Raw genomic sequence first — 24,871 nt, 5'->3', positions numbered from 1 at the left:
CACTCAGCTTCCTTATACTTCTCACGAAATATAAGCTCTGCAAGTCCAATTAGACTTTTGTTTTTCTATCGGGAACAACCCCGCTACTTTTTACTAGTTTTCAAAAGTAGTGCTCCAAGGTGATTTTCAATGAGTGAATTGTTACCACCCTCACAGCCTCGGGGCAGCTCTCTGAAACAATCTTTATCATTTACTCTCCTCTTCTACGCATTCTCTTCTTCTATTTTTAAAAATAAAAACTCTCGCCTCAGCAATCAACTACTACAATTTAGTAGCTTTGATTGCTGAGGCGAGAGTTTCGCGTTACCACTCAGCTTCCTTATACTTCTCACGAAATATAAGCTTTGTAGGTCCAATCAGACCTCCGTCCTTTTACCGGAGACGATGCCGCCGCCCTCTACTCAGTTTCCCTTTCGCAAGCGATGCTCCGAGGTGATCTTCAATGATTCGATTGTTACTACCCTCACAGCCTTGGAGTAGCTCTCTGAAACGATCATAATCATCTACTTTCCTCTTCTTTGCATATACAACATATAAAGTTAGAAAATTCTTAATTAACTTTTATTTGTTACACGTATTATAGGACGTTGTTCTTTTCCTTGTCAACATGTTTTTTCAAAAAAATCAAAATTCATTCTATTTATTTTTTCTCAAATCAAAATTGGAATGCATTACTTACATACACTCATATATTACTTAAGTATGTTTGCATTACTACATAAAGAAAAACTTATAAAGTTTATGAGGAGATGAGGAAACTATGTTAAAAGGGAAAGTAGCGTTAGTTACAGGAGCAAGCCGAGGAATTGGACGAGCAATCGCTAAACGTTTAGCAAATGACGGTGCATTGGTTGCTGTTCATTACGGTAATCGAAAAGATGACGCTGAAGAAACTGTTCATGAAATTCAATCAAATGGTGGCCAAGCTTTTTCTATCGGCGCAAATTTAGAATCCTTACACGGTGTAGAAAACCTTTATAAAGCTTTAGATACTGAATTACAAAAGCGCACTGGTGAAACACAATTTGATATTTTAATAAACAATGCTGGCATTGGTCCTGGTGCTTTTATTGAAGAAACGACTGAACAATTTTTTGATAGAATGTTTTCAGTAAATGCAAAAGCACCATTCTTTATCATTCAACAAGCACTGCCACGTTTACGTGACAATAGCCGAATTATTAATATTTCATCCGCTGCCACCCGCATTTCTTTACCTGATTTTGTTGCATATAGTATGACGAAAGGCGCTATTAATACAATGACTTTTACGCTAGCAAAACAGCTTGGAGCACGAGGAATAACGGTGAATACAATACTTCCAGGATTTATTAAAACAGATATGAACGCAGAACTCTTGAGCGACCCAATGATGAAGCAGTACGCTACTACTATTTCCGCTTTCAATCGCTTAGGTGAAGTAGAAGACATTGCCGATACTGCTGCATTCCTTGCTTCTCCAGATAGCCGCTGGGTTACTGGACAATTAATTGATGTGAGCGGAGGATCTTGTTTATAAAAAACATATATTTTCAAATCTTTTTTATTGCGCAATAAAACAATTTATATAATACTATATAAAACATATACATTTAGGAGGATTACAGCAATGTCCGAAAAAACATACGAACTCGCAACCTTCGCAGGCGGTTGCTTTTGGTGCATGGTAAAACCATTTGATGAACTTCCTGGTATTCATAAAGTACTTTCTGGCTATGCAGGAGGTCATGTAGAAAACCCAACATATGAACAAGTAAAAGCTGGAACATCTGGACATTTAGAAGTTGTTCAAATTACATTCGATCCTTCTATTTTTCCTTATCAGAAATTACTAGACTTATATTGGCCACAAATCGATCCAACTGATGATGGCGGACAATTTTTTGACCGTGGTCCATCTTATCGTACCGCTATTTTTTATCATAACGAAACACAAAAAGGGCTTGCTGAAAAATCAAAACAAGCTCTTGCAGAAAGCGGTATGTTTAAAGATCCAATCGTGACTGAAATTCGTCCTGCTACACCTTTTTACGAAGCAGAGGAATACCACCAACATTTCTATAAAAAGAATCCAGAGAAATATGCTACTGAGCAAAAGGAATCTGGTCGTGAAGACTTTATAAAAGAAAATTGGCAAAAAAAATAATAAAAACGCATCGTGCTTTTTGAGTACGATGCGTTTTTATTTTTGATAAAAGTACCATACAATTAATAGAACAATTGCTGTTAGTGACCAAAGTACTATCTCGTTTTTCACTCTATTCTTTTTCTTAGTCATTTCATTCCCTCCTAATAACTATTAAACATATTCAATTTTTTCTTTGTTTAATTGTCCATCTTATATACGTGAATACATCCTTACAAATTCTAATAGCAAGACCACCAATAATTCCGATTGAAATGGAAATTACTAGCATCTGTCCAAAACTAAAAGAATTTGTGTACATTATGTAGAGAACGATACATATAAGTAAAACATCCGGTAAAGAAAGTAAAAACCTTTTAAGCATTCCTTTATCTCCTCTATACTTTTTAATTTATATCTTCTACTGTAATTTTGAAATAAAATTTGTTCAAAAATTCCATTTATACCCTCATTTTATGAAAAATAATAAGAATCCCTTTTCAAAAGAGATTCTTATTCAGCAGATTTAAGTTTAATTATTTTCTACATATCCTATTCCATAATTACTCCTAAAATAGAATAATATTACTAATGATTTATTGTAAATTGACTATTTGCCAGGCAACCGAATGTCGCGCCAGCTACCTACATTGCATTGGCCAAATTCATTATTACCTACCGCTATCACCGTGCCGTCTGATTTTAGTCCGACTGTATGTGCACAACCAGCCGCTATCGCTACAATATCTCTCCAATCACTTACGTTACATTGACCATACTCATTCCAACCCACTGCCACCACGGTACCGTTTGATTTAAGTCCGATTGTATGATTCGTACCAGCCGCTATTGCTACAATATCTCGCCAGCCACTTACATCACACTGGTTATGTTTATCATTCCCCACTGCTGTCACCGTACCGTCTCGTTTAAGACCAACAGTATGAAGATACCCAGCCTTGACCGCTACAATACCTCGCCAGCTACTTACATTGCATTGACCATATCGATTATTCCCCACAGTCGTCAATGTGCCGTCCAATTTAAGACCGACTGTATGCCAGTCACCCGCTGTGACTGCCACAATACCTTGCCAACTGCTTACATTGCATTCTCCTTCTTTATTTCGGCCCACCGCTACTACCGTGCCATCCGATTTCAGGCCAATAGTACGACGCCACCCTGCCGCAACCGCTACAATATTATGCCAATCGTTTACATCACATTGTTCATGCTTATTCCAACCCACTGCTACCGCAGTACTGTCACATGTAAGACCGATTGTATGAGCATTACCCGTGTTCGTTGCCATATGAACATTGCCCACTGCGACTGCTTCAATATCTCGCCAGCCACTTACATTACATTCCCCTTCTTTATTCCGGCCCACCGCTACTACCGTGCCATCCGATTTCAGGCCAACTGTATGACAACGCCCCGCCGCTATCATATCTTTGGGCCATCGCTTCACTTTTTCTTTCGATAAAAGGTAATCCATGTTTTACCTCCTTGCATATAAGCAACTGTATCATAATAGATATTTTTATCAAATTTCATTATAAATCTACATTTACAAAGAAAGCTTATTTTACTTCTTCAAAAAATAAAAACCTCCAGTTTAAATACTAGAGGTTTTCTCGTTATTTCTTCAAGCGTTCAATAAAATCGTTCAATTTATCTAGCGATTTCATATTCTGATTGCAAGCTACACCATCTTTGCAAATGTAGTTTCCCTTTTTAACGAAAGTTCCTGGTACATCGCCTTTAATTTCAACTAAAAACATTCCTACTTCTTCATGTCCATGACATAACGAACAAATGCTTTTTTTATTTAAACTTTGGAACGTTCCTTGCAGACCAACAAATTTATTTTTATCATTTTTCGCTATAATAAATTTCCTGCTTGACCCCTTATCAATCCAGCTTAAATAAGATATTTCTTTCATATCCATTTCTTCCATATCAGGAAGTTTTAACTTTTTCGCTTTAGGAAATAATTTTTTTAATGTTTGTGCTGTAACTTCTTGAAACGGAATTACATACGGATTTATTTTCATTAAAAATGATTCTGCATCTTCTCTATTTTGAACTGTTAATACCGTATCAATTAACTCTTTCTGTTCATCCGTTAAATTCTCAAATACATGTATTATCTTTTCAATCGCAAGCGATTTTAACGCTTGAATTACACCTCTATCATTTGCCGTTGCATGCCCGTTTGCTAAAATATAAGCTTGTGATTTTATAAAATTATATTGATCACTTCTAATAAACGCTTCCATCTTTATCACTCCATACAAATTGTTGATCTAGTTTTATTGTATACAATGATTACGTTTTTTGATATGTAAAAGATAACTTAGAAACAAACATTACATATATCACTTATTCTCTACCGCTGCATTTCCTGACAAAAGAAGCCATCATCTGTTTTCCATTCCGCATATAATACGTCTTCAAATTTAGTAATTCCTTTTTGCTTTATTTGTTTATAAAGCCATCCTTCATCAAATCCCGCTTCCCTCAAATTATCCTTAACTACTTTTCCATCACTAATTAATGAAATTGGTAAGTATACAGGCTTATGTTTTAAACTTAAATCATTTATAGTAGGAGATTCGTATTTACTTTTTTTCAGAACGCTTATGTTTCCGTTCGGTTCCAATATCATATATTCAACTTCTCGGATTGAAAATATATCTTTTTGTTGCCTAAGCATTTGTTGTAATTGGTTTATATCCAAATGATTTACGCTTAATTGTTCACGATCAATCTTTCCGTTACGAATAATAATTGAAGGATACCCTTCAAAAAACCTTCTTGTTCCTCTTACTTTTTGTGTTATCACTTCTATAGTATAAATTAAAATTACCCAAACAAATACTGAATATAAAATAGACCATACTTTAATTTTAGGATCATATATTGAATTTCCAACGAGCTCACCTAGGACGATTGCAGAAATAAAATCAAATGGCGTTAGCTGAGATATTTGTGTTTTCCCTAATATTTTTGTAGCAATTAATAGAACAAAAAAACCAACTAAAAGCTCTATCGTTATTTGTCCAATATGATTCATATATGTTCACCTTTCTACTTTTCAAGTGCTCTGTGTACCATTTAATAAAAAAACGGCACATTTTTTCTATTATGATGCCCGTTCACACCCTATATATCCAATACATACAAAGCACAAAGAGTCTAGTTCAAAATAATATTTGAACTAGACTCTTTTATGCTCATTTTGAATACACAATCTTTTTAATCGTTTCCCCAGAAAGAAAATATTCTTCTGCAAGTTGACGAATAGCAATCCCACTTTTAAACGCTTCTTTAATTGCTTTATTTCTTTCATCTAGTTGTTTTCTTCCGCCAGATCGTGTACCCCATTTATAATGTTTCGTTTCTTGTTTCGGAATGTAAATTGTTTCACCTTGTATATACTTTTGAATTTCAGTAATTAAACTCTCTGGTAAAACAGCATTAGCTTTTACGTATTTCATTTCTGCTCGCCCCTTATTTTTTATGGTTCATTTCAATAAGGTGCAAAGCCAAATATAAAAAATGATACGAGCTCATATAGGCGATTGTATATTACTTGTCTACCTCACGCAAAGTATCGCCATTTCCATACTTGGCTTTGCATGAGACGTTGCAGTGTCTGGCAATTGAATTATAATCGCCATATAAACACCTCCTAATATACCTTTTGCATTTTATTATATGATAAATTCCTTCTCCTTGCATCCACACCCTTCTTAAAGCACGAAATTACTTAGTTTGATATAATACTTTTTAATCAAATCAAAAATCATTGTGAGGTTACATTATGAAGAAAAAAATTATCATTACAATCGTTACACTATTCTTTATTATCACAGCATTATTCGGAACATACAAATTGATGAACGCAAGAAGCTTTCAATTATTTGGAGATTTAACACAACGCGTAGAAACAAATGAAAAAGTGATCGCTTTAACTTTTGATGATGGCCCTACTAACAATGTAAAACAAATATTACCATTACTAGACAAATACAACGCTAAAGCTACTTTCTTTTTAATTGGAAATGAATTAGAGAAAAATCTATCATTAGGAGAAGCTATCGCGCAATCTGGGCACCAACTTGGAAACCATACATATTCTCATAAAAGAATGGTTTTCAAAACACCTTCTTTTATTAAAGATGAAATAAAAAAAACGAATTCATTAATCCGCCAAACAGGATTTACAGACGAAATTAATTTTAGGCCCCCTAACGGAAAAAAATTAATTGGACTACCCTATTATTTAAATAAAAATAATATCGAAACGATTATATGGGATCTTGAGCCCGATACTTTTTATAAATCTGCAGCTGATAAAATTGAATATGTTAATAAAAATGTAAAACCAGGTTCTATCATTTTACTGCATTCTATGTATGATGAGTCTAATGAAAATTTTAAAACGATTGAAGGTATTTTAGATTCTTTATCTAAGAAGGGCTATCAGTTCGTAACAGTAAATGAATTGCAAAAAAGAGCAAAATAAAAAGGTAGCGTATCTATGTATGATACGCTACCTTTCTTTTTATATAATGCCAAGTACATTTAAGAATACGATAATAATCGCAATTGGTGCGATATAACGAAGTAAGAATAACCATAATACGAATAGTTTATAACCTTTATTTTTACTTACACCTAGCTCTTTCATTAATACATCTTTCTTCATTTTTAAAGGAACAAAGATAGAAACTAATAATACACCAAGTGGCATTAAAACATTACTTACTGCATAGTCCGCTAAATCAAAGACTGTCTTTCCGAAAATCTTCAGATCACTTAATATACCGAATGATAATGCTGATGGTACCCCAACAACGAAGATTAATAACCCTACGATTAAGGCCATTTTTTCACGTTTCCCTTTACCTTTTGATGTTAACGATGCAACACTAATTTCTAACATCGAAATTGCTGATGTAATCGTAGCGAAGAAGAATAGTAATAAGAAAACAATGAAGAATAATTTTCCGAACGCCATTTTACTGAAAATAGCTGGCAACACGATAAATAATAGTCCCGGCCCTTGAGATGGTTCCATTCCAAATGCGAACACAACTGGGAAAATTGCAAGTCCTGCAAGTAATGTAATAACAAGAGTTAAGGCTACGATAGAAAATGCTGAACGTGGTAAGCTTTCTTCTTTCGGTAAGTATGAGCTATACGTTACCATAACGGCTACCCCGACAGATAATGAGAAGAACGATTGCCCCATTGCGTATAATATAACTTCTGATGTTACATGTGAGAAATCAGGTTGTAAGAAGAAACGAACGCCTTCTCCAGCACCATCTAATGTAAGTGCACGAACGATTAATACAAAGAATAAAACGAATAATGCTGGCATGAAATATTTATTTACTTTTTCAACACCATTTTGTACACCTTTACTTACGATGAAAATAGTAATAAGGATGAATAATAGCTGTGATCCAACTGCTAAATATGGATTGGAAATGATTTCACCAAACGTAGCTTCGTATGCTCCATTTCCTTCCCATAGTCTACCTGTAATTGCATTCCATAAATATAATAAAATCCAGCCTCCTACAACACTGTAGAAAGAAAGTAATATGAAACATGTTACAATTCCTAATTTACCTAACCAAGGCCATAACGTTTTAGGAGCAATCTCTCTATATGCATCGACAGCCTCTTTTTGTGTACTTCTTCCAATAACAAATTCAGCTAATAATAGCGGTAAACCAATTAATAATGTGAAACCGATGAAAATTAGGAAGAACGCTCCGCCTCCTCCAATGCCGGCCATATATGGGAATTTCCAAATCGCCCCAAGACCAATTGCCGAACCTGCTGCAGCTAATACGAAACCTAATTTCGATGTCCATTGCTGTGAATTCATTTGTTAATCTCCTCTCTATCTCTTTTTCTTTGTTACAATTCGGTATTTATATTGTTCTATCAATACTCTTTTCTAATACGTTCACTTCCTCCCTAATAAAAAAACGTCCCTACGTAAATACGTAGGGACGACAAAAATATCGCGGTACCACCCTAGTTGTGAAGAACACTAAGAAACCACCTAAATAAAAACGCCCCTACGCAAAAACGTAGGGACGATAAAATATCGCGGTACCACCCTAGTTATGAAGACACACCAAAGTTAGGACCTAAATAAAAAACGTCCCTACGTAAATACGTAGGGACGATAAATATCGCGGTACCACCCTAGTTGTGAAAAAATCTTCACCACTTTATTTGATAACGGTATAAACTACCGTCTTTCATTTCCTCATAATGCGAGATTTATGAAAGATGCTCCAGGACGAACTTCATGAATAATCTATATACTGATTCACACCAACCATCAGCTCTCTGAAATAGGGAGATATTCACTACTATACCCTTTCATTGCCCAAATATTATTTTCCGAATTGATTACTATCATTTTTATCACACATTAAAAATAGTGTCAACTTATATTTTGAATTTTTATGTATTACAATCTATTTAAAAATTCGAAATATAAGTTTTAGTTTAGAAAACAAGTAGCTTAGTACATAACGAATTCTAACAGGCAATAGAAAAAGAATTACGTATTATTGATACTTATTCAATAATACAAATCATCTAGAAACATAACCTGTCTCTCTGTATTCATTTTTTAAGAGTTTGATGGATACCAAGAAAATTTCGCATCACTATCCAGTGGTCTATTTTTCGTTTCTTCTTTAATTACACGAAACCATTCATTTAGAATTTGAGTTTTGGGCAATTGAGCAGCAAGGCTATCTTCCCAAATTATATGTGAGAACCAGGCTTTCGTTTCCCATTCAAACTGCAATTGTGCGAACGAAATTATAGGGTGATCAGCTCCACGAAATTGCTCATTTACTGCATTTGAAACTTCTGGAGCTTGCGGTAACAACTCGTTCTGAATTCTATTTCTTATCGTCTCATTTTCTAGCTGATCCCAGAAATACAATTGCCCATTTATTTGATAAAAAATATCAAATGAAGCCTCACCTTTCTTCAAATTCAATAACACGAAGGCACGTTCCACATCATTGTCAGCCGCTTTTACAGCATTAACAATTATATTTTGTGCCATTGATACCCAGTAACTAGTCGCTTCCTCTACCGGTGATTCAACATACAATTCTTCACTTAATTCATGAAGAGTAGCTTCTTGCTCATTTACTTTTTCAACTTTTTTAAAAAACCTATTAAAAAAACCCATAACTTCCCCCCTTATTACTATTTTCTATTTCACAAAATAAAAAATAGATTTTTCTTGCTCATCCACATTTACTCCTGGCGCGTATGTATGAACTTGTTGCAACACTTCTTCTATTAGCAACTCTAACTCCTGCACACTTTTTTCTGGATTCCCTATTAATGTGTCCGCCATACGTTCATATAATTTTTCAGGTTTAATAGTCATTCGTTCCACATTATTAGGCATCCATTTAAACGCTGGATGATGTACGTACATTTTATTCAAACCAAATAAAACACCGAATACGTTCCTTTGTACTTCGCAAATAACGTCATAAAGCATAAGCCAATCTTTCCGTTTTAAAAGCGCCTTTCGATTGTGCCAACGATTACTTAACCATAGATTTTCTGAAATCATCCGTTTTGCTAGTTCATCTGGATATGCCGCTACTTTTTCTTTTAATTCATTCACTTTCCCTTCTCCATACAAACTAACACCATCATGAATGGATGATACAACACATTGTTTTTCATAACTTATATCATATTGATCCACCACATCCGAAATCACTTTCTCTACTGTCTCTGTTAAAAAGTTACTAATCTCTAATTTAATTCCCTCTTTCGTTAAATACGTTTCCGACCATTCTTCTTCCTCATACGGATGATACGATAATATTTTCCCATCAATATGATAAATAGGGGCCCTACGATCCTCATCTTCCGGCGGTGTTGACCATAAAATATGTAATTCTATATCTGAATGTTCATCTTCAAGCTTTCTAGCTACTGAACCCGCTAAAATAATAGCTTCTACTTTCGGATTTTTCCTATAAATCTCTGACATCTCTATCGCTTTCTCTTTTAATCCCATTTCATTTCCCCCCTAAAATTGCAGTAATCCCCTATATTTCATTTATCTATTTCGATATTACAGCTTGCATTACCTTTTCAAATTCCTACTTAATCATATTTCTATCCAATAGCGCTGAATAACTTCACCAGTACGAGAAGAAACTACTTCATTTTCTAACACACCTCCAACCTTTTGAATCGTTTTAGCAGAACCGATATTGGATTTATCGCAAGTTATTAATACTTTCTGCAATCCTAATTTTTGCGCTTCAGCTAATGCAAGTTGTAGTTGTTTCGTAGCGTAACCGTGGCGACGTTTATTCGGATGGACACTATATCCAATATGACCGCTTTCCCGTAATAATTCTGGATTTAATCTATGTCTAATATTCACAAAACCTATAAGTTTCCCTTTTTCAAAACTTAAAAACTGACTAGATGGCACTCGATTAGCTAGTAAATTTTCTCCTAGTTCTTGTTTACTCACTTTTTCAAACCATTCATCAAGAGAATCAAAGTTTTGTAAAGAACTACTTCCATGTGGTTGTTCCCCTGAGTGTAAAAACGCTTGTCTATACGCCGTAATATGCTCACTATATTCATGGATTGGTTTTAATAGTTTCATTGTTCTTCTCCCCCTCTTCATTCCATAAAACAAACACCTTAATAGCAGCTATTCACTATTAAGGTGTTTCTATCCTTTTTATTCAAATAACCCCATGCTCAAATAACGTTCACCTGTATCAGGCGCAATACATAAAACTTTTTTACCAACGCCTAGGCGTTTCGCTATCATGATTGCAGCGTAAACAGATGCTCCAGAAGATGGCCCAACTAATAATCCTTCTTGTCTAGCTAAGTTTCTCATTGTCGTTAAAGCCTCTTCATCTGCAATTTGAATAATTTCGTTATACACTTCTGTATTTAAGTTTTTCGGAATAAATCCTGGGCTTGTTCCTACTAGTTTATGAGGACCTGGTACACCACCGGATAAAACGGGAGATCCTTTCGGTTCCACTACTGCAATATATAAGTTTGGCAATTTCTCTTTTAACGTTTCACCAGTCCCTGTAATCGTTCCGCCTGTTCCTGCCGTTGCAACAAAAGCATCAAGCTCTCCATCCATTTGTTCGTAAATTTCAAGTGCAGTCGTATAACGGTGAATATTCGGATTAGCTGGATTTTCAAATTGTTGCGGGATAAAACTATTCGGTATTTGTTTTTGCAGTTCTAACGCCTTCGCAATTGCTCCTGGCATTCTTTGTTCTGCTGGTGTTAAAACTACTTCTGCTCCGTATGCTTTCAATAAATTAATACGCTCTTTTGACATATTATCTGGCATAATTAAAATCGCTTTATACCCTTTAGCTGCTGCATTCATCGCTAAACCAATCCCTGTATTCCCGCTTGTCGGTTCAATAATTGTATCTCCTGGTTTGATGAGACCATTTTCTTCTGCAACGTGAAGTAAATTATAAGCAGCACGGTCTTTCACACTGCGCGATGGATTAAACATTTCTAGTTTCACATACACATCTGCTGCGTCTTCCGGAATAAATTTAGATAATCGGACGACAGGTGTATCTCCTATTAATTCCGTAACGTTTTCACACAATTTCATAGCGCATCCCCTATTCTATCGTTTTCTTATCACTTGGCAGTAACCATGAAGTGAGTCCAATTAATGGTAGACAACTACATAATAGCATAATAAATTGCAGGCTATATATATCTGCTAATTTCCCAAGAACTACAGCACCTAATGCTCCAAGTCCAAACGCAAGACCTACGATTAATCCTGACACCATTCCCACTTTTCCAGGTACAAGCTCTTGTGCATATACAACAATTACACTAAAACTACTTGAACTAATAAAACCGATACATAAAAATAACGGTACGACCCACACAAGTGAGACATGTGGTAATAACAGTGCAAGTGGCGCTGAACCTAACATTGAAAATACGATGATATTTTTCTTACCAAATCGATCTGCTAACGGTCCTCCGAAGAAAGTTCCTAACACACCAGCAATCATAAATGCGAATACGAAATACTGGGCATTTTTTATAGATAAACCATAATGCTCTATTAAGTAAAATTGATAGAAATTCCCGATACCAGCACCATACCAAGAGCGTACAAAAGTAAGAAAAACAAGAAGTATAATAACGAATTTAATGTGTGTACTTACAATTGCATTTTCCGCCTCAAGTGCAGCCCTCTTCTTCCTTCTTACAGCACCGGTTGCTAATTCATTTTTGTACCAATTCGATACGAAAATTAATAATACAATTCCTACTGCTGCAAATGCTGTAAAACCTAATGAACCAATTTGACCGAGTGGAACGAAAATTAGTGCTGTAAAAATAGGAGCTAAAGAATTCCCCGTGTTTCCCCCAACTTGATAAATTGCTTGCGCTAACCCTCGTTTTGCACCTGCCGCCATATACGCAACACGAGCGCCTTCTGGATGAAAGACCGCGGAACCTAACCCAATAAATAAAACAGAAATAATAACAATAATAAAGTTTGGTGCAAACGCGAGTCCAATCATTCCAAGCATACTTGAAAACATGCCGAGTGGTAATAAAAATGGTGACGGCTTCTTATCTGAATACATACCAAACACCGGTTGCATAATCGATGACGTCATATTTAATGCAAACGCAATCCACCCTACTTGCATATAGGATAAATTCATCGTTTTTTCCAAAATAGGAAACAACGCCGGCACAACTGCTTGCATCGAATCATTTAAAAAATGCCCAAAGCTAATCGCAAATAAAATTCGATATATTGTCGGTGTTTCTACAGTTTTTTTTGTGTGAAACTGCCTGCATATGTGAATCTCCCCTTTCTGTACAAAATATATATTTATTACAGTAGGTGTAATAAATTCTGACTTTTGAAACATTTCTATTCTATACTGCTTTCATTTCTTTTTCCAGAAATATAACTTAACTCCCGTCATTGGCTTGCATCCTTGTAACTTTCAGCGGTAAAACAGTACAAAAAAAGACAACCCAATCACATACTGGGTTGCCTCTTACATTAAATTGCAAAATGCTTATACTTCTCGTAATCACTCGTCTTACATTCTATTTGTAATTTGGTACCTTCGTTTTCGTAACTCGTAGATAAAACGTGTGCATGATTATTGAAATACGAAACTACCTGTCCTTGATCATATGGAATTAACATTTCACACTTCGTATATTCTTTATAGATGTGTGAGCGAATCATTTCTACAAGTTCTTCAATTCCAACATGTTTCTTCGCTGATAAATAAACGCGATCTTCTTGCACTTTCGGAATTTCAACATCTACCATATCTGATTTATTATAAGCATAAAGCGTTGGAATATTTTCTACTCCAATTTTCTTTAACGTTTCATTTGTAATATCAATTAATTGTTCATAATTTGGATTTGCGTAATCTACAACGTGAATAAGTAGGTCTGCTTCCGCTACTTCTTCTAACGTTGAACGGAACGCCTTCACAAGATGATGTGGTAATTTACTTACAAATCCAACTGTATCTGTTAATAAAAATGATTTATTATCTGGCAAATCAATATTTCGTACAGATGTTTCTAACGTCGCGAATAACATATCTTTTTCAAATACTTGTTTTTCTTCTGTACCATTATAAATTTCAAGCATTGCATTCATCGTCGTTGACTTTCCTGCATTCGTATAACCTACTAATGCTACAACAGGTATTTCATTTTTCTTACGCTGCTTTCGCTGCGTTTGACGCTGGGCAACGAGCGCTTCTAAATCTTTATTCAAAACTGAAATTTGTTCTTCAATTTTACGACGGTCTAACTCTAACTTCTTTTCACCGACACCTTTATTTTTCGTACCAACGCCGCCGCTCTGTCTCCCTAACGATTCACGAAGACCGATTAAACGAGGCATCATATACTGAAGGTGTGCTACTTCTACTTGTAGCTGTGCTTCTTTCGTTTTCGCACGTTGCGCAAAAATATCTAAAATTAAAATGGTACGATCAATTACCTTACAATCTAAATCCTCTTCTAAATTTCGAATTTGTGAAGGAGATAATTCATCATTAAAGATAACCATATTCGCATCTATTTCTTGTACATACGCTGCAACTTCTTCAATCTTTCCTTTTCCGATATAATGCGATGGATTTACTCGTTGTAAATTTTGCGTTACTTGCCCAATTACCTCTACATCACAAGCTTCCGCAAGATTTGTTAACTCTTCCATCGAATATGCAAAATCATCTTCATTACCTACATTTACTCCAACTAAAACTGCTCTTTGTAATACTTCTTCCATATATTTATTCCTCCATTTCGATTACGTAAAATAAAAAACACAGGTCGCTGCCTGTGTTTTCGTAAACGGATAAGGGTTCACCAAAGAAATAGAAGAAAGCTATGCTTTCATCCTATTTTATAGTCAACAAGTCCCAAGATTGTATACGTATCCACAGTAAGTGTTCACTTATACAATCCCATTCTATTTATAAAGGCAAAACAAAAAGAGGGCGTATTCGTCCCTCCCTCTTTTTCACATATAAGCTTAATAAAGGGTTCCTTTAAAATAGGCAGACCAATCCCGTTCACTCTGTACACAGACAGAGCCTTTGAGCGCTATTCAATTATTGGCACAAAGTATTGAGACGTAATCTGATTAAGATCAAAGGAAGCCCCTCCGTTCATTTTAAGTTACATAAAGTGTAGCATAAGTAATTCGCTTTCACAAGGTTTAACAACCTATATCACACTAAAGAAAATCTTTATATTTTTACTTTAATCGTCATTTTTTGCGAGTTTTTCTCACAATAAAAATAACAAAAACAATCATCAATAACAAACCAATGGAAATAATAGCAACTTGCCGCCAATTTAAACCGCTCACCATCTCACCTTTTAAATCCACTTTCTTCGTCGGAACAGACTCTTTTGCAATTTGACTTAAAGCCGCTTTGTCCGCCCCTGCCTCATCCAATCTCTTCGTTCCACTACAACTATTTGTGTGTAATTGTTTTTCTGATCCTCTTTGAGTAGAAAATACTAAGTAGTCTCCTCCTTCTACAAAGCGAAACATACAATCACCACCCTTTGTATATACGATAATTTGCGAAGAAGTTGTCCCTTTCCAAATTTTCTTCACTTCAAATAACACTTCAGTTCCAACCCCTGCTTTCCTTCCAACCTCAATTACTTTTCCCTCAAACACTACATCGTTTTTTTGAAATGCATCTTCTGTTGATACTTTAATACAATCACAAGCATAAGATTTCTCTGGAAAAATAATAAGAATAAAGCTACAAATGATGACGACAGGAAACATGTGTAAAATCCTTTTCAAGGAGCTCAACTCCCTTCATTATCAATTTTAGAAACTTCTCGTATATTATTTTTACAGCACTCGCCAAATTCCTTCATAGTAAGTTAAGTATTATCGTTTTAATACAACAAAAATCTTTATTGACATTTTTATAACCTGATATTAGTATCAGGTTATAAAAAATAAAAGTTAGGAGATGTTCCTATGCATTCTAAATCTCGTATTACTGCAATTGGTACTTATGTTCCAGATCAAATATTGTCTAATAACGATTTAGAAAAGATGGTCCATACGAATGATGAATGGATTGTACAAAGAACAGGAATGAAGGAAAGAAGAATCGCTAGCGAAGAAGAATACTCCTCAAACTTAGCCATTAAAGCAATTGAAAATTTATGTACAACATATAAGAAAAACTTAGAAGATGTCGACTGTATCATTGTCGCTACTACTACTGCTGATTACGTTTTCCCTAGCGTTGCTTGCCAAATACAACAATACTTCAACATACCTCATACACTAGCTTTTGATTTAAATGCAACTTGTGCTGGTTTTACATATGGACTACACGTCGGTAATAGCTTAATCACTTCTGGATCACATGAAAAAGTACTTGTCGTAGCGACAGAGACATTATCTAAAGTTACTGATTATACCGATAGAACGACCTGTATTTTATTCGGTGATGGTGCTGGAGCTATTTTATTAGAAAGAGATGAAAACACCCAAAGCTTTATCGCTGCTCACATGGGAACAAACGGTGATGGCGGCATTCATCTATATAGAACAAACTTATCTACTACTATGAATGGCACACCACTGCAAACAAATGAAAAAATCGTTCAAAATGGAAGAGAAGTATATAAATGGGCAACACGCACAGTACCAAAAGGCATAAAAAATTTATTACATACCGTAAATATGCAAGTAGATGATATAGACTGGTTCATACCCCACAGCGCTAACTTACGAATGATCGAATCTATTTGCGAAAAATCTCAAATTCCAATACAAAAAACATTAACGAGCGTGGAATATATGGGGAATACCTCTTCAGTCACCATTCCACTCGCTTTAAATTTAGCTATAAAAGAAGGGAAATTAAATAACGGAGACACACTTTTACTATACGGATTTGGTGGCGGGCTTACGCATTTAGGGCTTATTGTAGAGTGGAATTTAATTTAAGTGTATAAAAAGAGGCTCTAGTCAGTAACTAGAACCTCTTTTTCATTTAATTTCTTGCCCCTTTTCGAGACCATATCACAACAGGAATAAGTAATAACGCTAACACGCCTCCAGCCAATGACAATGCCGCATAACTTGAATTCGCTACTACCATACCTGACATTGCTCCACCAGAAGCTCCAGCTAGCGCAATAAAAACATCTATTTTCCCTTGTGTTTTAGCACGTGTAGACGGTGTTGTGGAATCAACGATTTGTGCTGTACCACTTATCAATCCGAGGTTCCATCCTAGCCCAAGTAAAGACAGAGCAACGATTAATAATAATAAAGAATTACTTGGCGCTATCGCAGCTATGACACCCGCTGCAAGTAAAATCACTCCACCAGCTATGCTCATTGTAGTTCGGCCAATTTTATCAATTAACATTCCTGTAACGAGAGATGGAAGATACATTGCACCTACATGAAAACCTATCACAAGTCCTACTGCACTTAAACCGTGACCGTGGTGTCCCATATGAACTGGCGTCATCGTCATAATCGCAACCATCACTATTTGCGTAAGTATCATTACGATTGCTCCAACTGTAATACCTCGTTTATTTTCTTTCGCTTCTTCTGTTATTGGTTGTCCTTTATATGTATGTTCCTGTTTATATCTTTCTATTATGTTAGCAATAATCAAAGGATCTGGACGAAGCATAACAAAAAGAACTAGACCCGCCAGTATAAATGCTGCTGCCGATAGTATGAACGGACCTGCAAGTTTAGGAACTCCAATTGAATGAGCAAAACTTCCCATTACCCCTACTAAATTTGGTCCTGCAACTGCACCGAAAGTCGTCATTACCATCGTAATACTAACAGCCGTTGCTCTCTGCTTCTTATCTGCTAAATCTGTACCTGCATAACGAGCTTGTAGATTCGTGGCTGTACCGGCACCATATATGAGTAAAGAAATAAGTAAAAGAATAATGCTGTTCGTTAAAGCTGCCATTACAACACCAATTGCTCCAAATCCGCCTACTATAAACCCTGTTGCAAGACCTATCCGGCGTCCATATCGTTGCGAAAGCTTCCCTACTATGAAAGCTGCTAATGCCGATCCTAATGTAAACATAGCAGTTGGTAATCCTGCAAATGCATCTGTTCCAAGCATTTGCTGCGCAAGAAGTGCTCCCACTGTAATACCAGCAGCTAGTCCTGCACCGCCAAACATTTGTGAAATGCTGACGATTATTAACGTTCGTTTGTATAGTTTTTGTTGCTCTTCTTCTGTGTACACATGATTATCTATTAAAGCCCCTGCCTTATCTAGCAATTCCCCATCCTCCTTTTAAAATTAATCCCTCTTGTTAATGTACTATGTATAACGTTACATATTCAATGGCATTTTCCATTCATCCCTTTCATTCTAAAAAACTTTCTAATCATACTCGACTTATCCCATGCTATATTAAAAATACTACTATTCACAATATGCAAGGAGAAAACAATGAAAAAAACAGGCTGCTATAGCCTGTTTTTCTTTACGCTTCTTCTACTAATCTTCCCCTTCTCTTTTTACTCAAAGCTTTCCCTTCCCAAAACAACAAACTTACGAAAGCACAAATTAAAATAATTGGCACACTTGCTTTATATAAATCTGTAAAACTCATAGCCATCTGATTCTTGGCATAATGATTCACATCATTTGAAAATGTGAGTACTTCTTTCTTTATACTTTCCTCTTGTTTTTCAACTTCTTTTGTCACTTGCCTCATAACTTCTTCTCTTTTTACATCTCTATATTCTACTGGAACTTTTCTTAATATTTCATCCGTCTTGTCGCGAATCAATTCTTCCTTTTTCTCTTTACTTAATCCCATTGTCATTGCATTTTGTTTCTTATTTATATTCGACTCTAAACTTTGATTCTCTATTTTTTCTTTAGTCATTTGTAAAATTTCAGTTTGCTCAGTACTATTCACATGAATAGTACGCACCTTTTCTTCTGCATAACGATATACTTTTTCTTTATTTACAGTTAAATTGTGAGTTAAGTTAGAGACAAATATTGCGACTGCCAATACAATTCCGACTTGTCGTAACATTGATACAACACTTTGAGAAGCAGTTAACAATTCTCCTTCAAACGAAGACGCACTTAAAACTGTAATTGGCCCCACTACTAAACCATATCCAACACCTAATATCATACATGGAATAATAATTTCTATATTTGTTGAATGAACATCAATCATTTGCAACCAATAGTAGGAAAGCCCCATAATAAGAAATCCTGACAAAATAATAGTTACTTTTCCGAGTTTTTTAATTAAAGTTGCTGCAACTGGTGAGACAAAAAATATCATTGCTGAAATAGGTGTCACTAAAAAAGCCGCTTCAATTTCCGTTCGACCTTGTAGTTTCGTCAAGAACGTTGGAAGCAATACAGTAACTCCAATTAAAAATAAATTACTTAATATAACAACGATAGACGCTCCGACAAACATTCGATCTTGAAATAACTTTAAATTCACCATTGGATTATGAATCTTTCGTTCTACTAAAACAAATAGAATAAGAGAAATAGTGCTAATTGCATAACAAGACAAAGCAATATTACTTTGCCATCCCCATGTATTACCTTTTACTAATATGAGAGTAAATGAAAAAATTGCTGTGCTACTTAATAGTAGTCCTATCCAATCTATTTTTGAGATAATACGTTCTTCATTTTTTATTTGTAGCATGATGCAACATAACACGATTCCTATTATACAAACCGGAACATTAACGAAGAACACCCATCTCCATCCTAAATTTTGCGTAATAATTCCACCTATTACTGGTCCCATAGCAGCTGACAATCCTTGTGTTACTCCTAAAATTGCAAGCGCAACATGCCTCTTAGCTAATGGCATAGCTGATACACCAATTACCATACTTGTTGGAAATAAAATCGCTGCCCCAATACTTTGTATAAAACGAGAAAAAATAAGAAAATCACCTGTATTAGCAAAAGCGCAAAGTACCGATCCACCACCAAAAATCACCAGACCAAGAATATACATCTTTGCTTTTCCAAAGATATCAGCTATCCGCCCTAACGGAATGGCAAGTACTGCAATCGTCATTGTATAAACATTTAATACCCAAGACATCTTTTCTAACGAAGTATTTACACTCGATTGTATTGCCGGTAAAGCTATATTCATAATTGTCGTATCAATCATACAAAGAAAGATACCTAGACACATTAAAAAGACAATCTTAATACCCTTTGATTGCTCCATCTTTATATACCCCTTTATTTATTGTGAACGCGTTTTTCATTCTTCTGTTTTATTGTTTTCTTTCGCCTCTAACTCTTCTAATTTTTTCTTCAAAGTCTCCACTTGTGCACTATACGATGCAATACCTACATCTAGTGAAATTTCTTCGACGAAAGTAATACCTACTCTCCACTTTTCATATTTCAATCGAAGATCTGCAATGTACGCTTCTTTTCTTTCAATTTCATCTTTAATCCATTTTTTTATTGTTACATCATCACTATAGTTACCAAAATACATTCTCATTAAAAAATCCGAACGTAAAACATCCTTCTCTACAGGTGTCTGCATGTATTGATAAAATTCTTCACGCCCCTCATCTGTAATAAAGTACATTTTCTTATTCGGTTTTCCCTCTTGCATGACAACCTCTTTTTTTATTTTCCCTTCATTCTCCAATTGTCGTAACGTTGGATAAATCATTCCAAAACTTCCATCAAAAAAATGAGTAAATACGTCTTCAAACACAATTTTAATATCGTAACCAGACAATTCCTTTTCCATTAATAAACCTAAAACAACATCTCTTCCCTTCAAAGTAAAACCCCCACATAGTATATAATCAATAATCATATTAACAATGTTAATATGATTATTGATTATATACCTTATTCTGTTAATTGTAAAATGTTTCTAAATAAAAAAGCCCCATAATTTGGTTTCACCAATTCACAGGACCATTTTCTTTTTTACTCTTTAACACCTACATCTTGCAAAACTTCAATATCCTCTTTCATTTCATAATAATAAGAAGGCAATTCTATACCATGTTCTAAGAAATAATCCTCAATGAATGAAATAATGATTTTTAACGTTTTCACACGGGCATACAATTTATCGTTACTTTCAATAATATGCCACTTCGCATTTGGCTTACTTGTTTTTTCAAACATGTCTTCCATTGCTTCAACATATTCATCCCATTTTTCACGATTACGCCAATCTTCGTCTGTAATTTTCCATCTTTTCAAAGGATTTTTCTCTCTATCTTTAAATCTCTTTAACTGTTCCTCTTTACTTATATGGTAGAAGAACTTCCCTATTATGTAATGGTCATCTGTTAGTAGTTTTTCAAAATCATTAATCTCATCATATGCTCTCATCCACTCTTCCTTTGTAGCAAATCCTTCAACACGCTCAACTAACACACGACCGTACCATGAGCGATCAAAAATGGTGATTTGCCCGTACTGTGGAATTTTGCGCCAGAAACGTTGCAAATAATGGTAACGTTTTTCATGAGGTGCAGGTGCTCCAATTGGATTTACTTGGAACCCACGTGGGTCAAGATGTTCCGTCACCCGCTTAATTGCCCCACCTTTACCAGCCGCATCCCATCCTTCCATAACAAGCATAACCGCGATTTTTTCTTCTTTCAAAATTTGTTGTAATGCTAATAAGCGCCTTTGATATTTTTCGAGTTTCTTGTTGTACTTAGATTTTGATTCAATTTTTTTCGTTAAGTCTACTTTAGCAAGATGTCCATTTTCCATAAAACAAATCCCCCTTGTTGTATGACAATGTTATTTTAACATATTTTTGGAAATTTTTTCATATCCTAAAAAGCTGTGTAGAAACATCTCTACACAGCTTCCTTCTCTAATTTCACATATATAAGCACATTTAACTACATTAAAATAAATAATTTATACGGAACTCTTAGGATATTCTTTTTATTAAAACGTAAAAATAGCCCTTTTAAAAAGGGCGGCAATCTAAGTATAGAAAGAAAAAATAAATTTATTCTTTCTTACTACATACGTAATTATGCCAGCTATAAGAGTAGTGAATAAGATATTAATTCACTACTCACAATAACCACTTTACATTATATGGTATATTCACTCGTAAAAAGAAGATAATAACAAGTAAATCCATTAAAGAATGGGAGCTCTCAAAAAATGAAACGAAAAATATTAACTCTCTTTACGCTTATATGTTTAGCACTACCAATGCAAGCTAGTGCTTACACATTTCAGTCACTACCGATTGCATCAAAGTCTAAACAATGGTATGTCGAAATTGATAAATCTCATAACTCAAACAAGCAAGCAATCCAGCCGAAACAAGGTGTATTTGATACGTATAGTTTACTCGTAAAAAACATCGGTCATGATGTATCAAACGTATCCGTGGAAATACTTGATAACAATCCTACCTCTAAGGCTACCTTTAAACCTACTACACCTAATGAAAATATTTCTAAAAGTCATACAAGCTTTGACTACATGGTATTCCCATTAGACTTTAATAGTCATAATTTTAAAGTTGTGATCACTTGGGAAGAAAAGAATTTCTCTTATAACGGCCATCCGGTAAATGAAGGTAAAAAAATGAAACAAACATTTGTATTTAATGAAGAATAAGTCCTAATTTCTTTAGGGCTTATTCTTTCTTATGGATACCAATCGATACAGCACTAAAGCTACCTATGCAAACTTGGTTTAAAGAAAGATTCCCATTATTTTTTGAAACAGGCACTTTTGAAATTCAACGTGTTTGGGATAATGAGCTAAATAAACAAATTTCTATGACAATTACCCATACATAAAAAAGCTTGGAAACCCATCCAAGCCTTTCTTACTTCTGTGCAATTTTTTCAATCTTATAATGAATATGTAAAAATTCAAGTCCAAATAGCCACATGCTATGATGAGCTGTTAACATTTTATCCTTACCCTCTGTAATGATGAAAGTCTCTGCTAACGGTAAACGGATTGTTAAGAACCGAGTATGTAAATAAATCCCCTCATCTCCCTGGCCATTTTCTCTTAACTTACTAGTAATGATTAAATCATGATTATCATTACATAGCCTCAAAATACCAGTCATATTCGAATAAGGTAAAGGCAAGGCGATATTCATATATGTCTCATCCTTATCTGTATGCTTTGAATAAAGAGCTACAAAAATAGATTCACCTGCTTCATTTTTCCTTAGCCAAGCCCTTACATTCTCTCTTCCATCTTCCTCATCCATTACACCAATGATAGAGCCATGCATCGTTTCCCACTTGTCGCCCATTCCTAAATGTATTTGTCCTACATGCTTGCTCATTTTCTCATAACAAAATGCAAATAGGCGGAACCAACGAGCCCATTTAATATTTGATTGCAACTCATACTCTGTTGTATTTTCATAAAAACGAATAATACTTAAAGGTACCTTCGTCACGTCAAATGACTCACTATGAAAATCAGTTATTTGATCAACTAAACCGTTGTATTCCTTACTGCCTACTAAATTGCCGCTATATAAAAAAGCCTCACCAATTGCCACACTTCCTCTTAATTTACTCATTGGTTTCCCATAGTATTTATAATTCGGAACACTCTTTTCGATCATCCAGCCGACAAATGCCGGTAACGCTACTCCAATTCCGTTGACAACACCGTGAATCCAAACCATTTGAGCAATTGTAATCGTCATTACATGCTTCAAATTCCCGTATGAGTATATAAGTGAGAACATAATTGTAACCATGAGTGTACTAGACGAAACGATTAAAAGAATCTTTGCACTGATAGCATTAAATTTTGCTCTCCAAACGTAAAATCCATATCCATAAATCGCACATAAATATAGGAGCACTGCAAAAAATTCAAATATTCTCGAGTATGTAATTCCTATTGCAACTGTCATAGGTGAAATCATGATTATAAACATAATAGCATCATATACTTTACTTCTCTTTTCTCTTTTTCTCCCTATTAAACCAGCTGATAATGGCAATAGAAACGCCGAATAATGAAAATGTGCAGCTGTGAGTAAAACAATGTCAGAGCTAAAATGCATAATTGAAAGTTTTGCTGCTGAAGCAAAAAACCAAAAACCACCTAAAAACAAATAAATAAACGCACTATCTATGGCGATCTCTTCTAACGGCTTCCATCCTCTTTCTAGCAATCTACTTACACCAAATAACGCAACGATTCCTGTATATACAAACCAAACTAGCGCAAATACATAGTGATTTGTGACGAAAGCTAGCATTGCACAAATTGCTGCGATTGGATATAAAAACGATACGAATTTATAAAATAATAAATACGATCCATCTCTTTTTCTTTTATCAATAATACAAAGTGACATTGGTATAAATAATAAAACAGATAATAATATAATTGCTTCAACAGGATTTGTATTCGACCGCTCACATAATAGAAAAACAACATAACAAGCAAGCCCAAATATTATATTTTTCATATCATTTAGTTCCTTTCCATAAATGTTCCCTTATATGAAAAAAGCGAGCCAATTAACGGGTTTCGTACTTGTACATGAATTCGAAAACATTGTAGTTCATCATCATAACTTTCAACAATTTTTGCTTCACCATACAAAAATTTTGGTAACGGAATTTTTCTTCCAAACATATAAAACCATTGTTTCTTTGAAGAAATATGCATTGCACCTAACTCATCGATATGAAAATGCATTGTAGAAACGAGTAAATGTGGTTCGCCAAAATAATCTACAATTTCATTTTCTTTTTCATCCAATTGCATAACTGCATTAAAATATCTTTTCTTATTATGAAAATAAAAAGTACGATTCCACCTTACTAATTCTTGTCCATATTCATCTCGCTCAGCTGTATTTTGTATCGTAAATGGAATTTCCTCTCCTCTTTCTGAGAAAAACATTCGAAACTTCGATGCAATTTTTAATATAAATTTCACGAAAAAAGAGCCACCGTAAATTTCATCCATCTTTCCTTCACCTGTAAAACTATTCTCTTCTGTAATCGCATAACGCTTCTGCAATTCAGGATGAAGATTTTTATAGGTATCCCCTAATAATCGTTCATATATATTAGCCATACAC

Annotated in this window: 23 protein-coding genes, 2 pseudogenes and 2 other annotated features (1 of these 27 cut by a window edge); of the genes and pseudogenes, 6 read left to right on the top strand and 19 right to left on the bottom strand. The window is 34.8% G+C overall.

Annotated features, from left to right (window positions below; genetic code table 11):
• Positions 1-215 (bottom strand) — a binding site (T-box leader); it reaches 25 nt to the left of the window's first position.
• A 545-nt stretch (positions 216-760) separates the two neighbouring features.
• Both ACO6VI_RS10770 and msrA read left to right on the top strand, forming a co-directional pair.
• On the top strand, positions 761-1,519 hold the full coding sequence (locus ACO6VI_RS10770; protein WP_422423317.1) for an SDR family oxidoreductase: 759 nt from the start codon (positions 761-763) through the stop codon (positions 1,517-1,519).
• A 90-nt stretch (positions 1,520-1,609) separates the two neighbouring features.
• A complete protein-coding gene (gene msrA / locus ACO6VI_RS10765; protein ID WP_023521654.1) occupies positions 1,610-2,146 on the top strand; it encodes a peptide-methionine (S)-S-oxide reductase MsrA in 537 nt (178 codons plus the stop codon).
• Between the two features lie 163 nt (positions 2,147-2,309).
• On the opposite strand, the gene ACO6VI_RS10760 is transcribed toward msrA, so the two are convergent.
• The 5 genes from ACO6VI_RS10760 to ACO6VI_RS10740 all read right to left on the bottom strand — a co-directional run bounded on the left by ACO6VI_RS10760 (position 2,310) and on the right by ACO6VI_RS10740 (position 5,628).
• Entirely contained in the window at positions 2,310-2,510 is a 201-nt protein-coding gene (locus ACO6VI_RS10760; RefSeq protein WP_000919315.1) for a hypothetical protein, read from the bottom strand.
• Positions 2,511-2,735: 225 nt separating this feature from the next.
• Entirely contained in the window at positions 2,736-3,623 is an 888-nt protein-coding gene (locus ACO6VI_RS10755; protein ID WP_000385093.1) for an RCC1 domain-containing protein, read from the bottom strand.
• Positions 3,624-3,765: 142 nt separating this feature from the next.
• Positions 3,766-4,407: a FusB/FusC family EF-G-binding protein gene (locus tag ACO6VI_RS10750; RefSeq protein ID WP_000387074.1), complete on the bottom strand. Its 642-nt coding sequence runs from the start codon at positions 4,405-4,407 to the stop codon at positions 3,766-3,768.
• A gap of 110 nt (positions 4,408-4,517) precedes the next feature.
• Positions 4,518-5,204, bottom strand: a complete 687-nt coding sequence (locus ACO6VI_RS10745) for a DUF421 domain-containing protein (RefSeq protein WP_001015543.1) — start codon at positions 5,202-5,204, stop codon at positions 4,518-4,520.
• 160 nt (positions 5,205-5,364) lie between these two features.
• On the bottom strand, positions 5,365-5,628 hold the full coding sequence (locus ACO6VI_RS10740; RefSeq protein WP_098033854.1) for a CD3324 family protein: 264 nt from the start codon (positions 5,626-5,628) through the stop codon (positions 5,365-5,367).
• Between the two features lie 326 nt (positions 5,629-5,954).
• Between ACO6VI_RS10740 and ACO6VI_RS10735 the strand changes: the two genes are divergently transcribed.
• The gene (locus tag ACO6VI_RS10735; RefSeq protein WP_098033853.1) at positions 5,955-6,659 is read left to right on the top strand and encodes a polysaccharide deacetylase family protein; all 705 of its coding nucleotides are present in this window, start codon (positions 5,955-5,957) and stop codon (positions 6,657-6,659) included.
• Between the two features lie 39 nt (positions 6,660-6,698).
• Here the strand turns inward: ACO6VI_RS10735 and ACO6VI_RS10730 are convergent, their stop codons facing one another.
• The 8 genes and pseudogenes from ACO6VI_RS10730 to ACO6VI_RS10695 form a co-directional block, all read right to left on the bottom strand.
• Positions 6,699-8,036 (bottom strand): sodium-dependent transporter, encoded by a 1,338-nt coding sequence (locus tag ACO6VI_RS10730; protein ID WP_001088187.1) that lies wholly within the window; start codon positions 8,034-8,036, stop codon positions 6,699-6,701.
• A gap of 296 nt (positions 8,037-8,332) precedes the next feature.
• Positions 8,333-8,555 (bottom strand) — a binding site (T-box leader).
• Between the two features lie 243 nt (positions 8,556-8,798).
• Positions 8,799-9,374 carry a hypothetical protein gene (locus tag ACO6VI_RS10725; RefSeq protein WP_000505545.1) on the bottom strand — a complete coding sequence of 192 codons (576 nt, stop codon included), beginning with the start codon at positions 9,372-9,374 and terminating at the stop codon, positions 8,799-8,801.
• Positions 9,375-9,398: 24 nt separating this feature from the next.
• Positions 9,399-10,226 (bottom strand): DUF4037 domain-containing protein, encoded by an 828-nt coding sequence (locus tag ACO6VI_RS10720; RefSeq protein WP_063547033.1) that lies wholly within the window; start codon positions 10,224-10,226, stop codon positions 9,399-9,401.
• 93 nt (positions 10,227-10,319) lie between these two features.
• Positions 10,320-10,832, bottom strand: coding sequence for a GNAT family N-acetyltransferase (locus tag ACO6VI_RS10715; protein WP_000771274.1), 513 nt, complete (start codon positions 10,830-10,832; stop codon positions 10,320-10,322).
• Positions 10,833-10,910: 78 nt separating this feature from the next.
• Positions 10,911-11,828, bottom strand: a complete 918-nt coding sequence (cysK, locus tag ACO6VI_RS10710; protein ID WP_000762273.1) for a cysteine synthase A — start codon at positions 11,826-11,828, stop codon at positions 10,911-10,913.
• Between the two features lie 10 nt (positions 11,829-11,838).
• Positions 11,839-13,051 (bottom strand): annotated as a pseudogene (locus ACO6VI_RS10705) (MFS transporter).
• Between the two features lie 211 nt (positions 13,052-13,262).
• The gene (hflX, locus tag ACO6VI_RS10700) at positions 13,263-14,522 is read right to left on the bottom strand and encodes a GTPase HflX (RefSeq protein ID WP_098033405.1); all 1,260 of its coding nucleotides are present in this window, start codon (positions 14,520-14,522) and stop codon (positions 13,263-13,265) included.
• Between the two features lie 483 nt (positions 14,523-15,005).
• The gene (locus ACO6VI_RS10695) at positions 15,006-15,542 is read right to left on the bottom strand and encodes a cobalamin biosynthesis protein CbiN (protein WP_141435905.1); all 537 of its coding nucleotides are present in this window, start codon (positions 15,540-15,542) and stop codon (positions 15,006-15,008) included.
• A gap of 201 nt (positions 15,543-15,743) precedes the next feature.
• On the opposite strand from ACO6VI_RS10695, the gene ACO6VI_RS10690 reads away from it, so the two are divergent.
• Positions 15,744-16,727: a ketoacyl-ACP synthase III gene (locus ACO6VI_RS10690; protein WP_063547030.1), complete on the top strand. Its 984-nt coding sequence runs from the start codon at positions 15,744-15,746 to the stop codon at positions 16,725-16,727.
• Positions 16,728-16,773: 46 nt separating this feature from the next.
• Here ACO6VI_RS10690 and ACO6VI_RS10685 read toward each other — a convergent pair whose 3' ends face one another.
• From ACO6VI_RS10685 to ACO6VI_RS10670, 4 genes are all read right to left on the bottom strand, one after another.
• Entirely contained in the window at positions 16,774-18,048 is a 1,275-nt protein-coding gene (locus ACO6VI_RS10685) for an MFS transporter (protein ID WP_063547029.1), read from the bottom strand.
• Between the two features lie 208 nt (positions 18,049-18,256).
• Complete coding sequence (locus tag ACO6VI_RS10680; protein ID WP_000438116.1) at positions 18,257-20,005, bottom strand: MDR family MFS transporter; 1,749 nt, start codon at positions 20,003-20,005, stop codon at positions 18,257-18,259.
• A 36-nt stretch (positions 20,006-20,041) separates the two neighbouring features.
• A complete protein-coding gene (locus ACO6VI_RS10675) occupies positions 20,042-20,581 on the bottom strand; it encodes a PadR family transcriptional regulator (protein WP_000678333.1) in 540 nt (179 codons plus the stop codon).
• Positions 20,582-20,733: 152 nt separating this feature from the next.
• Positions 20,734-21,537: a polyphosphate kinase 2 family protein gene (locus tag ACO6VI_RS10670; protein ID WP_000427319.1), complete on the bottom strand. Its 804-nt coding sequence runs from the start codon at positions 21,535-21,537 to the stop codon at positions 20,734-20,736.
• 408 nt (positions 21,538-21,945) lie between these two features.
• On the opposite strand from ACO6VI_RS10670, the gene ACO6VI_RS10665 reads away from it, so the two are divergent.
• The gene (locus ACO6VI_RS10665; protein ID WP_000823337.1) at positions 21,946-22,410 is read left to right on the top strand and encodes a hypothetical protein; all 465 of its coding nucleotides are present in this window, start codon (positions 21,946-21,948) and stop codon (positions 22,408-22,410) included.
• A gap of 29 nt (positions 22,411-22,439) precedes the next feature.
• Positions 22,440-22,595, top strand: a pseudogene (locus ACO6VI_RS10660) (DNA mismatch repair protein MutT); the annotation flags it as partial.
• A 29-nt stretch (positions 22,596-22,624) separates the two neighbouring features.
• Here the strand turns inward: ACO6VI_RS10660 and ACO6VI_RS10655 are convergent.
• Entirely contained in the window at positions 22,625-24,250 is a 1,626-nt protein-coding gene (locus tag ACO6VI_RS10655) for a YndJ family protein (RefSeq protein WP_069355386.1), read from the bottom strand.
• A gap of 5 nt (positions 24,251-24,255) precedes the next feature.
• Positions 24,256-24,867 carry a DUF4166 domain-containing protein gene (locus ACO6VI_RS10650; protein WP_422423310.1) on the bottom strand — a complete coding sequence of 204 codons (612 nt, stop codon included), beginning with the start codon at positions 24,865-24,867 and terminating at the stop codon, positions 24,256-24,258.
• Between the last annotated feature and the right edge of the window lie 4 nt (positions 24,868-24,871).

Source organism: Bacillus sp. PSXD-155 (assembly GCF_049310765.1).
Taxonomy (GTDB): Bacteria; Bacillota; Bacilli; order Bacillales; family Bacillaceae_G; genus Bacillus_A; species Bacillus_A cereus.
This window is presented reverse-complemented; position numbering and strand designations above follow the sequence as displayed.

Excerpts from the sequence above, each read along its gene's own strand:
- ACO6VI_RS10770 (WP_422423317.1), top strand. The coding sequence starts at position 761 with ATGTTAAAAGGGAAAGTAGCGTTAGTTACAGGAGCAAGCCGAGGAATT.
- msrA (WP_023521654.1), top strand. The coding sequence starts at position 1,610 with ATGTCCGAAAAAACATACGAACTCGCAACCTTCGCAGGCGGTTGCTTT.
- ACO6VI_RS10760 (WP_000919315.1), bottom strand. The coding sequence starts at position 2,510 with ATGCTTAAAAGGTTTTTACTTTCTTTACCGGATGTTTTACTTATATGT.
- ACO6VI_RS10755 (WP_000385093.1), bottom strand. The coding sequence starts at position 3,623 with ATGGATTACCTTTTATCGAAAGAAAAAGTGAAGCGATGGCCCAAAGAT.
- ACO6VI_RS10750 (WP_000387074.1), bottom strand. The coding sequence starts at position 4,407 with ATGGAAGCGTTTATTAGAAGTGATCAATATAATTTTATAAAATCACAA.
- ACO6VI_RS10745 (WP_001015543.1), bottom strand. The coding sequence starts at position 5,204 with ATGAATCATATTGGACAAATAACGATAGAGCTTTTAGTTGGTTTTTTT.
- ACO6VI_RS10740 (WP_098033854.1), bottom strand. The coding sequence starts at position 5,628 with ATGAAATACGTAAAAGCTAATGCTGTTTTACCAGAGAGTTTAATTACT.
- ACO6VI_RS10735 (WP_098033853.1), top strand. The coding sequence starts at position 5,955 with ATGAAGAAAAAAATTATCATTACAATCGTTACACTATTCTTTATTATC.
- ACO6VI_RS10730 (WP_001088187.1), bottom strand. The coding sequence starts at position 8,036 with ATGAATTCACAGCAATGGACATCGAAATTAGGTTTCGTATTAGCTGCA.
- ACO6VI_RS10725 (WP_000505545.1), bottom strand. The coding sequence starts at position 9,374 with ATGGGTTTTTTTAATAGGTTTTTTAAAAAAGTTGAAAAAGTAAATGAG.
- ACO6VI_RS10720 (WP_063547033.1), bottom strand. The coding sequence starts at position 10,226 with ATGGGATTAAAAGAGAAAGCGATAGAGATGTCAGAGATTTATAGGAAA.
- ACO6VI_RS10715 (WP_000771274.1), bottom strand. The coding sequence starts at position 10,832 with ATGAAACTATTAAAACCAATCCATGAATATAGTGAGCATATTACGGCG.
- cysK (WP_000762273.1), bottom strand. The coding sequence starts at position 11,828 with ATGAAATTGTGTGAAAACGTTACGGAATTAATAGGAGATACACCTGTC.
- hflX (WP_098033405.1), bottom strand. The coding sequence starts at position 14,522 with ATGGAAGAAGTATTACAAAGAGCAGTTTTAGTTGGAGTAAATGTAGGT.
- ACO6VI_RS10695 (WP_141435905.1), bottom strand. The coding sequence starts at position 15,542 with ATGTTTCCTGTCGTCATCATTTGTAGCTTTATTCTTATTATTTTTCCA.
- ACO6VI_RS10690 (WP_063547030.1), top strand. The coding sequence starts at position 15,744 with ATGCATTCTAAATCTCGTATTACTGCAATTGGTACTTATGTTCCAGAT.
- ACO6VI_RS10680 (WP_000438116.1), bottom strand. The coding sequence starts at position 20,005 with ATGGAGCAATCAAAGGGTATTAAGATTGTCTTTTTAATGTGTCTAGGT.
- ACO6VI_RS10670 (WP_000427319.1), bottom strand. The coding sequence starts at position 21,537 with ATGGAAAATGGACATCTTGCTAAAGTAGACTTAACGAAAAAAATTGAA.
- ACO6VI_RS10665 (WP_000823337.1), top strand. The coding sequence starts at position 21,946 with ATGAAACGAAAAATATTAACTCTCTTTACGCTTATATGTTTAGCACTA.
- ACO6VI_RS10655 (WP_069355386.1), bottom strand. The coding sequence starts at position 24,250 with ATGAAAAATATAATATTTGGGCTTGCTTGTTATGTTGTTTTTCTATTA.
- ACO6VI_RS10650 (WP_422423310.1), bottom strand. The coding sequence starts at position 24,867 with ATGGCTAATATATATGAACGATTATTAGGGGATACCTATAAAAATCTT.